Annotated in this window: 13 protein-coding genes; 7 read left to right on the plus strand and 6 right to left on the minus strand. The window is 72.2% G+C overall.

Annotated elements, in window-relative coordinates; all coding sequences use genetic code 11:
- Positions 1-7: 7 nt before the first annotated feature.
- The 4 genes from mycP to EV384_RS08195 all read right to left on the minus strand — a co-directional run bounded on the left by mycP (position 8) and on the right by EV384_RS08195 (position 3,311).
- Entirely contained in the window at positions 8-1,150 is a 1,143-nt protein-coding gene (gene mycP / locus EV384_RS08180; protein WP_130331616.1) for a type VII secretion-associated serine protease mycosin, read from the minus strand.
- The gene (locus EV384_RS34730; protein ID WP_165439890.1) at positions 1,147-2,535 is read right to left on the minus strand and encodes a hypothetical protein; all 1,389 of its coding nucleotides are present in this window, start codon (positions 2,533-2,535) and stop codon (positions 1,147-1,149) included. Before EV384_RS34730 ends, mycP begins: the two co-directional genes overlap by 4 nt.
- Positions 2,532-2,984 carry a hypothetical protein gene (locus EV384_RS08190; protein WP_130331618.1) on the minus strand — a complete coding sequence of 151 codons (453 nt, stop codon included), beginning with the start codon at positions 2,982-2,984 and terminating at the stop codon, positions 2,532-2,534. Before EV384_RS08190 ends, EV384_RS34730 begins: the two co-directional genes overlap by 4 nt.
- Before the next feature lie 114 nt (positions 2,985-3,098).
- Positions 3,099-3,311: an acyl-CoA carboxylase subunit epsilon gene (locus EV384_RS08195; protein WP_130331620.1), complete on the minus strand. Its 213-nt coding sequence runs from the start codon at positions 3,309-3,311 to the stop codon at positions 3,099-3,101.
- A gap of 91 nt (positions 3,312-3,402) precedes the next feature.
- Here EV384_RS08195 and EV384_RS08200 point away from each other — a divergent pair, with 91 nt between their 5' ends.
- Both EV384_RS08200 and EV384_RS08205 read left to right on the plus strand, forming a co-directional pair.
- Positions 3,403-5,436, plus strand: coding sequence for a serine/threonine-protein kinase (locus EV384_RS08200; RefSeq protein WP_130331622.1), 2,034 nt, complete (start codon positions 3,403-3,405; stop codon positions 5,434-5,436).
- 80 nt (positions 5,437-5,516) lie between these two features.
- Complete coding sequence (locus tag EV384_RS08205; protein WP_130331624.1) at positions 5,517-5,747, plus strand: hypothetical protein; 231 nt, start codon at positions 5,517-5,519, stop codon at positions 5,745-5,747.
- An 87-nt stretch (positions 5,748-5,834) separates the two neighbouring features.
- Here the strand turns inward: EV384_RS08205 and EV384_RS08210 are convergent, their stop codons facing one another.
- A complete protein-coding gene (locus tag EV384_RS08210; RefSeq protein ID WP_130331626.1) occupies positions 5,835-6,587 on the minus strand; it encodes a GH25 family lysozyme in 753 nt (250 codons plus the stop codon).
- 194 nt (positions 6,588-6,781) lie between these two features.
- Here EV384_RS08210 and EV384_RS08215 point away from each other — a divergent pair, with 194 nt between their 5' ends.
- The 4 genes from EV384_RS08215 to EV384_RS08230 all read left to right on the plus strand — a co-directional run bounded on the left by EV384_RS08215 (position 6,782) and on the right by EV384_RS08230 (position 10,091).
- Positions 6,782-7,525 (plus strand): M50 family metallopeptidase, encoded by a 744-nt coding sequence (locus EV384_RS08215; protein WP_130331628.1) that lies wholly within the window; start codon positions 6,782-6,784, stop codon positions 7,523-7,525.
- Positions 7,526-7,581: 56 nt separating this feature from the next.
- Positions 7,582-8,565: a ketopantoate reductase family protein gene (locus tag EV384_RS08220; protein ID WP_130331630.1), complete on the plus strand. Its 984-nt coding sequence runs from the start codon at positions 7,582-7,584 to the stop codon at positions 8,563-8,565.
- A 151-nt stretch (positions 8,566-8,716) separates the two neighbouring features.
- Complete coding sequence (locus EV384_RS08225; protein ID WP_130331632.1) at positions 8,717-9,220, plus strand: SigE family RNA polymerase sigma factor; 504 nt, start codon at positions 8,717-8,719, stop codon at positions 9,218-9,220.
- Positions 9,213-10,091 carry a hypothetical protein gene (locus tag EV384_RS08230; RefSeq protein ID WP_130331634.1) on the plus strand — a complete coding sequence of 293 codons (879 nt, stop codon included), beginning with the start codon at positions 9,213-9,215 and terminating at the stop codon, positions 10,089-10,091. The genes EV384_RS08225 and EV384_RS08230 overlap by 8 nt, the downstream gene beginning before the upstream one ends.
- A 49-nt stretch (positions 10,092-10,140) precedes the next feature.
- Here EV384_RS08230 and EV384_RS08235 read toward each other — a convergent pair whose 3' ends face one another.
- The gene (locus EV384_RS08235) at positions 10,141-11,724 is read right to left on the minus strand and encodes an acyl-CoA carboxylase subunit beta (protein WP_130331636.1); all 1,584 of its coding nucleotides are present in this window, start codon (positions 11,722-11,724) and stop codon (positions 10,141-10,143) included.
- A gap of 108 nt (positions 11,725-11,832) precedes the next feature.
- Here EV384_RS08235 and EV384_RS08240 point away from each other — a divergent pair, with 108 nt between their 5' ends.
- Positions 11,833-12,708 carry a biotin--[acetyl-CoA-carboxylase] ligase gene (locus EV384_RS08240; RefSeq protein ID WP_130331638.1) on the plus strand — a complete coding sequence of 292 codons (876 nt, stop codon included), beginning with the start codon at positions 11,833-11,835 and terminating at the stop codon, positions 12,706-12,708.
- Positions 12,709-12,737: the final 29 nt, after the last annotated feature.

Below are 12,737 nucleotides of genomic sequence, written 5' to 3' on the forward strand. Positions count from 1 at the left end.
ACCGACGCTACCGGCTGATCCGCGGCGGCGGGTCGTCGGCACGTCGACGCCGCCGCCAGAACAGGTAACCGCCGCTCGCCGCCACCAGCACGCCCAGCATGGCCAGGCCCCGCGCCGTCGCACCGCCGTCCCCGCCGTCCGACGCCGGCTCCGCGGCGGTCGTCGTGGGCGACGCGCTCGCCGCCGTGGATTCGAAGCCGAGCGGGGGTACGTCCGCCGTCAGGGCCGCGACCAGGTCGATGACGCCGTAGCCGTACTCGTCGTCCCGGCCAGGTGGGCCCTTGTCGATGGCGGTGGCGGTGAGCCGGTGCGCGACCTCTTGGGCGGGAAGGTAGGGGTACTTGGACCGGATGAGGGCGGCTGCCCCAGCGACGATCGCGGTGGCACTGGAAGTCCCTGTGCCCTTGGAGTACTTCCCGTCGTAGCTGGTGCTGTAGATGTCGACGGCGGGCGCGACTATGTCGATCTCCGGGCCCGTCACGGAGATACTGGCATGCTCACCGCTACGGTCGACCCCGCCCACAGCGACGACACCTTGCTCTGAAGCGGGATAGCCAACGCGAAAGTCATCGGGGCGATTACCCGCCGCCGCTACCACAACGATGTTGGCCTGAAGCGCGGCCTTGATCGATTGCTGGAGATGAACGCTTGCGCCAGCAACTGCTGAAATGCTGATCACGTCGGCACCGTTAGCCGTCGCCCATTCGACGCTCTTCGCAAGATCCTCGGCATCGCCCTTGCCGTCGACTAACTGAGACCGGATTGGCAGAATCTTGGCCTTCGGCGCGATGCCAAGTGCTCCCACTCCCGGGCCTTGGCCGTGGGCTGCTATCAAGCCCGCCATCGAGGTGCCATGGCTGCTTTGATCCTGCCGACCGTCACCGTCGCCAGATAGATCAGTTCCCGAAAGAAGGTTGTCGCGCAGGTCAGGGTGAGGGTCCACCCCCGTATCCGGGACTGCGACGGTAATGCCTTCTCCTTGGCTGACCTTCTGGGCTTCTGCGACTCGTAGGTAGGTGAGGTGCCATTGCTCGCTGCCCACACGGTCCGCCCCATTAGGATTTACGGCTCGTGTAGGTGGGGCCGGTGAAAGAAGAAGCGGTCCTAGAATCAGCGCTGCAATGCCTGCTCTGGAACGTGGCCGATTCACCGCGTGAAGCCGATGGCCGGCCCTGGATTGATCGGGCCGTCGTCATCTGGAGGGCGGACGACGGGAGGCACCCCCTCGTCGGTTTCCCACGGGTCATCGGGATCCCAGTCGCGTGCCTCTGGCTCGCCGCGCTTGCGCTTCTCGTTCCTGGCCGTGGGACGTCCCATGCCCGGGCTGTTCGCCAGGCCTGGGCTGCCGCCGATTGGCGCTGCTCCGTGAACGCCGCCGAACTGCCCAGCGCGTCCACTCCCGGGACGGGATCCAGCCCCACCCGTAGGGGCGGTCCCCGCGCCGCCGCCGCCAATTACGCCTCCGACCGGGTTTACGCGACGCGGCGAGGTGTTACCGCTCGGCTGGCTGAGGCCCATCGCAGGTGTTCCGCCGATCAAACCGCCCGGGGGTAGCGGCGGAGATGGCGCGGCATGTGGAAGACCATTCGTGCCGCCACTCAATGGCCGTCTGACTGGCCTAGATGGCTCGCCTAGCGGGACACCGGGGCGCCTGAGAGCGCCGGAGTCTGTAGGAAACGTGGGCGATAGCGCAGTGCCGGGTGAAGGAGTCGCAGGATTGGCTGGAGTCAAGCCATTCGGCCCTGGATTGGTGGGTGCCGGCGCCAACCTGCTGCCAGCGGCACCTAGCACCGGTCCAACGTTAGATGCAGCCGGGGTGTGCACAGGCCTTGCTGCCGTCGAAGGTCGACTGACGGCGGCTACGGAACCCGACGTAGAAATCGGAACAGGCACGATTGGCGGGATAATCGGACCGGAGTTGCCGTAGACATCTGGGTCTTCTGTCTGCCTTGGCAGCTTCGGCGCTGGCGGCGGCGTACGGAGCATTACCTGGGCTTGTTGGAGTTCGCCGCTGAGCCCCGTCATCAGACCCCGCCCCTTGACGTTCAGCCGTTCCAGGTCCGCGTCCGTCACCGGCGGCTGCTCCGGTAGCCGGCTCCCGGCCACCGCCTTCGGATCGGCGACCGTCGCCTCGTACGCCTGCTTCTGCTGAAGCTTGGTCGCGTACTCCTGGTAGAGCGGCTCGAGCTCGGCGCGGGTGCTGCCGATGGCGCGGGTGGCTGCGGCCAGTGCGTCGTAGTTCGCGGCGGCCGCGTCGTGGGTGTGTTGGACCTTGTCGATGAGCTGATCCAGCTCGCCGATGTACGCGCGGGCGGCGGCGTTGGTCTCCGGCGGCCACGCCGCGGCGAGCCCGCGCCGGTACTCCCGCAGGCGGCTCAGGTGGGCGAGGGCGAGGTCGCAGACCTTGCGCCAGCCGGCGACCTGCTTCCAGTGGCCGGCGGTGTCGTGGTCCTGGAGACAGGCCCACATGCTGAGCAGGTCCATCAGTCGCCAGTCGGTGAGGCCGGACGTCCGGCCGCTGCCTCGTTCGATCACGGCAGCACCACCCGCCCGCTCTCCGGCCCGGTCGGATCGGGGAGCGCGGGCAGGGGGCGTGCCGCGGTCGCGGAGGGGCCGGCCAGGGCGCGCTCGACGTCGGCCACCCGGGCGGACGAGAACGCGTCCGAGCCGGCGTAGTCGTCGGCGATGGTGCCGGCCGCCTGGGCCAGCCGGCCGGTGGCGGGGGCCATGCCCCAGACCACCTCGGCGGTGGCCTGCTGCGTTTCGTGGTGCGCCTGGAGGAACTGGACCAGCTCGACGAACGCGTCGGCGGGGTTGGGGATCGGGGCCTTCATGTCGTCCGCGATATACGACAGATGGGGGGCGTAGTTCCGTTCGACCTCGGCCTGGAGCCGGTCGGCGAACTCGCGCATCTGTCGGATGTCGGCCTCGATGCCGGCGTAGTCACGCAGCCAGCCCGCCGGCCGGTCCTCCTCGGGGATCATCGGCCCTCCTGCCAGTTACCGCACCGTTTCCCTGAGTGAGGCTAATGGCTGCGACGCGATCTCGGCAGTCCCGACAAATTTCTCCCAGCTCAGGACCGCCGTACCCGGGAAAGGTCAGCGGGGGAGGCCGGAGGCGCGCCACGCGCCGGGGCCGGCGGCGGGTGTCGCGCCGGCCGGCCGGCCGCTGCGCGCCCAGGCCGACACGGCGACCGGCGCGGGGGCGGCGGCCGGGCGGGTCCGGACGGCGATGGCGCCGACGAGGGCGGCCAGTTCCTCGGCGGTCGGCACGCCGCGGACGATCCGGAACAGCGGCTCTTCGGCAGACATGACCTCAGGGTACGCGTCGAGAACTTGACCTTCGCCGCACAGTGGCGTGCCGGCGGTGTGAGGGTCGCGCGTGCCGGGTACCGTCTCACCGATGTCGAACGCTCTTCCCCAACTCGTTGCCGACCGGTACCGGCTCATATCGCCGCTCGGCCAGGGCGGCATGGGTCGGGTGTGGAAGGCGCGCGACGAGGTGCTGCACCGGGACGTTGCCATCAAGGAACTCGTCCCACCGCCCAGCCTCACCCCGGACGAGCGCCGCGAGATGCGGGAACGCTCGCTGCGGGAGGCGCGGGCCATCGCCCGCCTCAACAACGTCAACGTGGTCCGCATCTTCGACGTGCTGCGCACCGACGGCGACCCGTGGATCGTCATGGAGTACGTGCCGTCCAAGTCGTTGCAGGACACCCTCGCCGAGGACGGTCCGGTGTCGCCGGCCAAAGCGATCGAGATCGGCCTCGGTGTGCTGGGCGCGTTGAAGGCCGCGCACAAGGCCGGCGTGATGCACCGGGACGTCAAGCCGGGCAACGTGCTGCTCGGCGACGACGGCCGGGTGGTGCTGACCGATTTCGGTCTTGCCACCATCCCCGGCGACCCGAACGTGACCCGCACCGGCATGGTCCTCGGCTCGCCCGCGTACATCGCGCCGGAGCGGGCCAAGGACGGCACCGCCGGGCCGGAGGCCGACCTCTGGTCGCTGGGCGCGACCCTCTACGCGGCCGTGGAGGGCAAGTCGCCGTACGCCCGGCCGTCCGCGATCGCCACCCTGGCCGCGCTGGCCACCGAGCCGCTGCCGCCGCCGAAGAACGCCGGGCCGCTCAAGCCGCTCCTGCAGGGCCTGCTCCGCAAGGACCCGGCCGACCGGATCAACGCCGAGGTGGCCGAACGCCTCCTCCGCAAGGCCGGCGGCAAGCGCGCCAAGGGCATCTCGCTGCTGGACGGCGTACGCCGGCCGGGGCCGAACGGTCCGCGCGAGCCGCGCCCGCCGCTGGTGCCCGCGCCGCGTCCGGCCGCCGGGCGCTCAGGCCGGCCGGCCGCCGCGCCGGCCCCGCGCCGGCCCGACGCGGGTACGGCCGCTGCCGCCGCCGCGGGCGCCGCGCTCGCGGCCGACGACGCCACCAGGACCCCGACCGGGTCGGAGGCGCCCACCGCCAAGGTCGACCCACCGGTGTCCACTGCGGACGCCGAGCCGACCGCAAAGGTCGACGCACCGGCGCCCGCCCTCGACGAGACCCGCGTGGACGGGCGGTCGCCCGCCGCGCACGACACCCGCGTGGACGCGCCGGCTCCCGCGGCCGGCGGCGACACGCGGGTCGGAGCGCCCCCGCGCAGGCCGGCGAATCCGACCTCGGTCATGCCGGCGCCGGTGAGCCCGGCGCCGTCGACCGGCCGGGCCACCGTCGTTCCCGGCACGAAGCCGGACCACAAGCGGCGCAACCTGCTGATCGGCGCGCTGGTCGCGCTCCTGCTGGTCGCGCTCGTGGTGGCCGTGCCGCTGCTCAACGGCGCCGACGATCCGAGGGACGACGGCGGCGGTCAGCAGGCCGGCGGCAGCACCACCGCCGCCTCGGAGGGGCCGTCGGCGGGCGCGCCCACCTCGGAGCCGGTCGCACCGGCCCCGACCAGGGCCGCGCCCAGCGCGACCCCGTCGGCCAGCCCGTCCACCGACGCGGCGGCCCTGCCCGCCGGCTGGCACCTGCACCGGGACCCGGCCGGCTTCGCGATCCCGATCCCGAACGGCTGGAGAAGTTCCGCCGGCTCCGACTCGGTCACCTTCTCCGAGCCCAACGGGAAGCGCGAGCTGTTCGTCCAGTGGACCAGCTCCCCGGAGCGGGACGCGTACGCGGACTGGAAGTCGAAGGAGCCGTACCGGAAGAACTACGTCGACAACTACCAGTACGTCAGTATCAAGCGGTGCGACTGGTACCGGACGTGCGCGGACTGGGAGTGGCTGGAGACCCGGGATGGTGCCCGGATCCACGTGCGCAACCGGGGCGTGGCCACCGCGAGCAACCGCGGCTACGCCCTGCGCTGGGAGGTCCCGGCGGCGGACTGGAACGCCAACCTCGCCGGCTTCGGCGTGATCGTCAAGGGTTTCAAGCCGGACCGGGCGGACACCCCGGCGTAATTTCCGCCAGCACGAAGGTGATTCGCATGGCCTTCCGTTGAACGGGGTACTGATCCCGCAACGACGGAAGGAGGTGCGACATGGGTTACCGACGCAAGGACACCCGGCCCCGGCTGGCACTGTGGATGCTGGTCGCGTTGGGGGACATCGTCCTGCTGCTGGTGAGCGCCGGCGTCTCCGCGCTGGTGGCGCTGCTCGGTGTCGTGGCCGTCACCGTCGCCGGGGTGGCCGCCTGGCGTCTGACGCGGCGGAACGCCCTGGCCGGAGAGGGCACGGTCCCCGTGCCGGTCGCCGCCCGACGGAGGGCTTGACCGACCAGGGACGACGGTGGCGGCAGCCGGACCAGCTATCGACCAAGGTGATAGCCGATCCCGCTGCCGCCGACCTGTCTACCCGGATCAGGTGTTGTTGGCCAGGGCGATCAGTCGGGTCCGGTCGCCGTTCCAGTAGTTGCGGTCGACGTTACCGCTGATCCCGGAGACGCTGCCGCTGGAGGTGTACTGCCAGAAGCTCCAGAACGGGGCGCCGGCGGGCAGGGTGCCGACGGTGCTGGACCAGCGGGCGACCCAGAGCGGATGGTTGGCCCACGGGGCCGTCCAGCTGCCGGTGCACTGGTTCCACCAGCTCGTGGTGGTGTAGATGACCGCGTACCGGCTGGTGCGGGACTTGTAGGTGTTCAGGAAGTCCTGGATCCAGGTCCGCATCGCGGAGGTGGTCTTGCCGTAGCAGTAGCCGCCGCTGTACGGGTTCGCCTCCAGGTCAAGGGCCGCCGGGAGGGTGCGGCTGTCGGCGGACCAGGCCCCGCCGTTGCTGGCCAGGTAGCCGGCCTGGGTGGCGCCGGAGGAGATGTTCGGCCGCGCGAAGTGGTACGCCCCCCGGATCACCCCGGCGTAGTAGGCGTTGGTGTAGTTGCTGTTGAAGTTCGGGTCCTTGTAGCTCGTGCCCTCGGTGGCCTTGATGAAGGCGAACTGGATGCCGGCGTTGCGGACGCTGGTCCAGTTGATGGTGCCCTGGTAGCGGGATACGTCGATGCCGGGGGTGGTGGCCGCGGCGGCCGGTCCGGCGGTCACGACGAGGGCCGCGGCCGCGGTGGCGACGACGGTGAGGCCGGCGGCGAGGAGCCGGCGTACGGAGAATCTGGTACGAGCCATGGATGCCTCCAGGGACGTCGATCGATTGACGACTATCTTTGGAGGTAACTGCCCTAGGTCACAAGGGGCCCTAAAGAATTTTTCATAGACGATCGTCGTCGCTCGGCATCGATCTCCCGCTCCCCGGGCAGTCTCTGACAGGACGGGCGGTAGCCGCGAAATGACATCAGGTCATGCCGGTAGGCTCCCCGCCCATGCCCCTGATCGACGGTCTGACCACCCTCTGGGACAAGCTCCTCGGCGCCCAGCCCGACCCGCCGCCACTGCTCGTCCTGATCACCGCCGTGATCGCGCTGGTGGTCGTCGCCACCCGGCTGCCCTGGCGGATCGCCCGCAACGCCGTCACCATCGCCCACGAGGGTGGGCACGCGCTGGTGGCGCTGCTGACCGGCCGGAAGCTGCGCGGCATCCGGCTGCATTCCGACACCTCCGGGCTCACCCTCTCCGCCGGCCGGCCCACCGGACCCGGGATGATCCTCACCCTGCTCGCCGGGTACGTCGCCCCGTCGCTGGTCGGACTCGCCGGCGCCTGGCTGCTCGCCGGCAACCGGATCACCCTGCTGCTCTGGGTCGCCGTGGCGCTGCTGCTGGCCATGCTGGTGATGATCCGCAACGTCTTCGGCGTGCTGTCGCTGCTGGTCACCGGCGGCGTGGTGCTCGCCGTCTCCTGGTACACCTCCCCGCAGGTGCAGGCCGCCTTCGCCTGGACCTCCGTCTGGTTCCTGCTCCTCGGCGGTGTACGGCCGGTGGTGGAGCTGCAACGGATGCGCAGCCGGGGCCGGATGCCGGAGTCCGACGCCGACCAGCTCGCCCGGCTGACGCCGTTCCCGGCGCTCTTCTGGGTGACCGTATTCGCCCTGGTCAGCCTGGCCGCCCTCGGCGTCGGCGCGCTGCTGCTCGCCGGTCCGATCCTCACCGACGCCGGCCTCACCGGCTGACCGACCAGGCCACCTCGCCGCCACGGGACAGTGCGGCGAGGGGCAGAATCGGACAGATGCGGTATGTGATCATCGGGGCGGGCGCGGTCGGCGGCACCATCGGCGTACGGCTGGGGGAGGCCGGCCGGGACGTGACGCTGGTGGCCCGCGGCGCGCACCTGGACGCGATCCGGGACCGGGGCCTGACCCTGCGCTCTCCCGACAGGACGGTGACCCGGCGCGGGTCCGCCATCGACGGACCACCGGCCGAGCCGCTGCCGACCGACACCGTGCTGGTGCTGACCGTGAAGTCGCAGGACACCGACGCGGCGCTGGCGACCTGGGTGGAAGCGCCGGTCGAGGGCGGCGGCACCGCCGGCGAACGACTGCCCCTCGTCCTCGCCCAGAACGGTGTCGCCAACGAGCGGGCCGCGCTGCGGCTCTTCGCCCGGGTGCACCCGGTCTGCGTCTGGCTGCCCGCCACCCACCTGGAGCCCGGTGTGGTCGTCGCCAACGGCCACCCGCACCCCGGGATGCTGCACCTGGGCCGGTACCCGTCCGGATCCGACGACTCCAGCCGGGCGATCGCCGCCGACCTGACCGCCGCCGGGTTCGTCGCCCCGGTCCGCAACGACGTGATGCGCTGGAAGTACGGCAAGCTCCTCGGCAACCTCGGCAACGGCCTCCAGGCGCTGTTCGGCGGGGACGTACCGGAAGCCCTCGCCGAGCGGGTGCGGGCCGAGGGGGTCGCGGCGCTCGCCGCGGCCGGGATCGCGCACACCTCGCCCGAGGAGGAGGCGGCCGAGCGCGGCGACCAGGTCCGGCACCGGCCGGTCGACGGCGAGGAACGGGCCGGCGGCTCGACCTGGCAGAGCCTGGCCCGGGGTGCGGGCTCCGCCGAGGCCGACCACCTCAACGGCGAGATCGTGCTCCTCGGCCGGCTGCACGGCGTGCCGACGCCGGCGAACGCGGCGGTCCAGCTCGCGGTGCGGCAGGCGGTGCGCGAGCGGATCCCGGCGGGCGGCTTCCCGCTTGCCGAGCTGGAGCGGCTGATCGGCTGAGGTTCCGCCGCGCTCACCGCGCGGCCTCGGGGAAGCGTTCCATGTCACGGCGGGACAGCTTCCCGGAGGGGCCGGGCAAAGAAGACCGGCCGGCGGGGCAACCACCCGTGCGACGCCAGGCGTGTCTCCTGCGACACGGGGAGGTGGCAGATTGCCGGACATCGACGGGTTCGACGAGTTCTATCGCGGCAGTCGACAACGGCTGCTCGGCTTCGTCTACGTGCTCACCGGGAATCTCGCCGAGGCGCAGGACGCCGTCCAGGAGGCGTACATCCGCGCCTGGCAGCGCTGGTCGACGGTGAGCGGGTACGACGACCCGGAGGCGTGGGTGCGGGTGGTGGCCAGCCGCATCGCGGTGAGCCGGTGGCGCAGCCTGCGCAGCCGGGCCCGGGCGTACCTGCGGCACGGGGTCGAGGAGAGCGTCCCGGCGCCGAGCACCGAGACGGTGGAGGTGGTGGCCGCGCTGCGCCAGCTGCCCGAGGCCCAGCGCACCGCCATCGCGCTGCACTACCTGCTCGGCATGCCGGTGGTCGAGGTGGCTCGGGAGACCGAAGCGCCGGTGGGCACCGTCAAGGCCCGACTCTCCCGGGGGCGTGCCGCACTCGCCGGGCTGCTCGCGGTCGTGGATCTGGAGGAGGAGGCCGCAGATGCGTGACGACGTGACGTTTGTCGAACTGGTGCATCGGGACCTGCGTGAGGTCCGCTGGCCCGAGCCGGCCGAGATCCGGGCGCGGGCCCGGGGCCGCAGCCGACGTACGGCGGTGACGGCAGCCGCGGCGGTGCTGGTGCTCGCCTCGGTCTCCACCGTCGCCGTCGGCCGGGCCGTGGCGCCCGCGCCACCGCCGGCCGCCACCGCCGGGGAACACGCCGAGATCCCGGTGGAGGCGATGCTGGCACCGGCCGACGTACCGGCGAAGAGCGACGAGCGACTCGGCGACACGGGCCTCGGTGAGCGGGTCCGGGTCGACGACGTCCTCCGGACCTGCGGGCAGGAGCGGGGGCTGCTGGAGGACCAGGCGGTGTCGCGTTACTCCCGGTCGCAGACCCTGATCGGGACCGCCACGGTGGACGGCTTCGCCCCGTACCGGAGGCCGGTCGTCAGCCAGGACGTCTACCGGTTGGAGGCCGGGGCGGCGGGCCGGGTCTTCGCCGACCTCGACCGGCTGGTGGCGGGCTGCACGGCCTGGCAGGAGGTGAGCCCGGTGCAGGCGGAGCAGGGGACCGTCACCACCACGGTCGTGCACGGGTGGACGGTGGCGGCGAGCGACTTCGCCGGCGACCAGGCGATCCTGCTCCGGCACACCGTCTCCGTGCCGCCGGACGGGACGACGGGCAAACCGGTCGGTCTCCCGCCCTGGCCCGAGTACACGCTGGTCGTCCGGGTCGGAGACCTGGTCACGGTCCTGGTGCCGGGCGAGCCTCTGCGTCTCGGCGTGCCGGGGAACACGGTGATCGAGGCACAACTGCTCGACGTCGCACGAGCCGCGGGCCGCCGGATGTGCGCCGCCGCCAACCCCGGCTGCTGACGCGCCGAGGCCCCCCGCCGGGTACGGCGGGGGGCCTCGGCGGCGACCGCTACAGCGGGATGTTGCCGTGCTTCTTCGGGGGCAGGGTCTCCCGCTTGGTACGCAGCACCCGCAGCGCCCGGACGATCTGGGTACGCGTCTCGTGCGGCGGGATCACCGAGTCGACGTACCCGCGCTCGGCCGCGATGTACGGGTTGGCCAGCGTGTCCTCGTACTCGGCGATCTTCTCGGCCCGGACGGCGGCCGGGTCGTCGGCGTTCGCCAGGTCCGAGCGGTAGAGGATGTTCACCGCGCCCTGCGCGCCCATCACCGCGATCTGCGCGGTCGGCCAGGCGAAGTTCAGGTCCGCGCCGAGGTGCTTCGAGCCCATCACGTCGTACGCGCCGCCGTAGGCCTTGCGGGTGATGACGGTGACCTTCGGGACGGTCGCCTCGGCGTACGCGTAGATGAGCTTCGCGCCGCGGCGGATGATGCCGTCCCACTCCTGCCCGGTGCCGGGGAGGAAGCCGGGGACGTCCACGAAGGTCAGCACCGGGATGTTGAAGGCGTCGCAGGTGCGCACGAAGCGGGCCGCCTTCTCCGACGCGGCGATGTCCAGGGTGCCGGCGAAGTGCATCGGCTGGTTGGCGACCACGCCGACCGGGCGTCCCTCGACCCGGCCGAAGCCGACCACCAGGTTCTGCGCGTAGAGCGGCTGGACCTCCAGGAACTCGCCGTCGTCCAGGACGTGCTCGATGACCTGGTGGATGTCGTACGGCTGGTTGGCCGAGTCCGGGATCAGCGTGTCCAGCTCGCGGTCGGAGTCGGTGATGTCGAGGTCGGCCGGGGCCTCGTAGACCACCGGCTCGTCCAGGTTGTTCGACGGCAGGTACGACAGCAGCGCCTTGACGTACTCGATCGCGTCCTCCTCGTCGCTGCCGAGGTAGTGCGCGTTGCCGCTGCGCGAGTTGTGCGTGCGCGCGCCGCCCAGCTCCTCCATCCCGACGTCCTCGCCGGTGACGGTCTTGATCACGTCGGGGCCGGTGATGAACATGTGCGAGGTCTGGTCGACCATCACGGTGAAGTCGGTGACCGCCGGGGAGTAGACCGCGCCGCCCGCGCACGGGCCCATGATCAGCGAGATCTGCGGGATGACGCCGCTGGCCCGGACGTTGCGGAAGAAGATCTCGCCGTAGAGGCCCAGCGAGGCCACGCCCTCCTGGATCCGCGCGCCGCCGGAGTCGTTGATGCCGACGACCGGGCAGCCGATCTTCATGGCCAGGTCCATCACCTTGACGATCTTCTCGCCGAAGACCTCGCCGAGGGAGCCGCCGAAGACGGTGAAGTCCTGCGCGAAGACGCAGACCTGCCGGCCGTCCACGGTGCCGTAGCCGGTCACCACGCCGTCGCCGTACGGGCGGGTCTTCTCCAGCCCGAAGTTGGTCGACCGGTGCCGGGCCAGCTCGTCCAGCTCGACGAAGGAGCCCTCGTCGAGCAGCATCTCGATGCGCTCCCGCGCGGTCTTCTTGCCCCTCGCGTGCTGCTTCTCGACCGCGCGCGCCGACCCGGCGTGCACCGCCTCGTCGACCCGACGGTCCAGGTCCGCCAGCTTGCCCGCAGTGCTGTGGATGTTGATCCCGGTCTCGGTAGTCACCCAGGGAATATAACGATGGTTCAGGCGGGCGCCGCTGTGCAGTGCGCCTCACCGGGCTCCGGGCGGCATCCGGCCGACGCCGGGAGGCCGGGGCCGTAGGCTGGCGGGATGCCCGGCTCGCCGTACACCGATCTGGACCGCCCGCCGCTGTCGGCGGCCCGGCTGCGGCGCGCGCTGCTCGCCCCGCACGGCCCGTGGCGCCGGCTGGAGCTGCGCGCGGAGACCGGCTCCACCAACGCCGACGTGGTGGCGGCCGCGCGGGCCGGCGAGCCGGAGGGCCTGGTCGTGGTCGCCGAGCGGCAGACCGCCGGCCGGGGCCGGCGCGGCCGGATCTGGCAGTCGCCGCCGCGGGCCGGCATCGCGACGAGCGTCCTGCTCCGGCCCGGCGAGGCCGTCCCGGAGCGCGGCTGGTCGCCCGTCCCACCCGTCGGGTACGGCTGGCTGCCGCTGCTCGCCGGGGTGGCGCTGGTCGAGGCGGTGGCCCGGCTGGCCGAGCTGGAGGCGGGCCTGAAGTGGCCCAACGACCTGCTGATCGACGGCGCGAAATGCGCCGGGGTGCTCGCCGAGGCGGTGCCCGGCGCGTCCCCGGGCCAGCCGCCGGCCATCGTGGTCGGCATCGGCCTGAACGTCACGCTCCGCGCCGACGAGCTGCCGGAGAACCCGACCGGCCTGCCGGCCACCTCGCTGCAGCTCGCCGGTGCGGCGGCGACCGACCGGGATCCGCTGCTGCGCGCCCTGCTCCGCTCGCTCGCCGACTGGTACGACCGCTGGCGCGACGCCGGGGGCGACGCGGTGGCCAGCGGGCTGCGCGACGCCTACCTGGCCGGCTGCGCCACGGTCGGCCGCCAGGTCCGGGTGCTGCTGCCGGACGGTCGCGAGGTGAGAGGGACTGCCACCGGCGTGGACCCGGACGGCCAGCTGCTGGTCGACGGACCTGAGGGACAGTTGCGCCTCGCCGCCGGTGACGTGCTGCACGTGCGCTGACCCGCTTTACCGCCGCGCGGCTGATCCCT

Source organism: Micromonospora kangleipakensis (genome assembly GCF_004217615.1).
In the GTDB taxonomy this organism is placed as follows: Bacteria; Actinomycetota; Actinomycetes; order Mycobacteriales; family Micromonosporaceae; genus Micromonospora; species Micromonospora kangleipakensis.

What these genes read in the sequence shown, in the direction of transcription:
- EV384_RS08210 (WP_130331626.1), bottom strand. Translation starts at nt 6,587, where the DNA reads ATGGCTCGTACCAGATTCTCCGTACGCCGGCTCCTCGCCGCCGGCCTC.
- EV384_RS08240 (WP_130331638.1), top strand. Translation starts at nt 11,833, where the DNA reads ATGCCCGGCTCGCCGTACACCGATCTGGACCGCCCGCCGCTGTCGGCG.
- EV384_RS08205 (WP_130331624.1), top strand. Translation starts at nt 5,517, where the DNA reads ATGGGTTACCGACGCAAGGACACCCGGCCCCGGCTGGCACTGTGGATG.
- EV384_RS08190 (WP_130331618.1), bottom strand. Translation starts at nt 2,984, where the DNA reads ATGATCCCCGAGGAGGACCGGCCGGCGGGCTGGCTGCGTGACTACGCC.
- EV384_RS08230 (WP_130331634.1), top strand. Translation starts at nt 9,213, where the DNA reads ATGCGTGACGACGTGACGTTTGTCGAACTGGTGCATCGGGACCTGCGT.
- EV384_RS08200 (WP_130331622.1), top strand. Translation starts at nt 3,403, where the DNA reads ATGTCGAACGCTCTTCCCCAACTCGTTGCCGACCGGTACCGGCTCATA.
- EV384_RS08215 (WP_130331628.1), top strand. Translation starts at nt 6,782, where the DNA reads ATGCCCCTGATCGACGGTCTGACCACCCTCTGGGACAAGCTCCTCGGC.
- EV384_RS08220 (WP_130331630.1), top strand. Translation starts at nt 7,582, where the DNA reads ATGCGGTATGTGATCATCGGGGCGGGCGCGGTCGGCGGCACCATCGGC.
- EV384_RS08195 (WP_130331620.1), bottom strand. Translation starts at nt 3,311, where the DNA reads ATGTCTGCCGAAGAGCCGCTGTTCCGGATCGTCCGCGGCGTGCCGACC.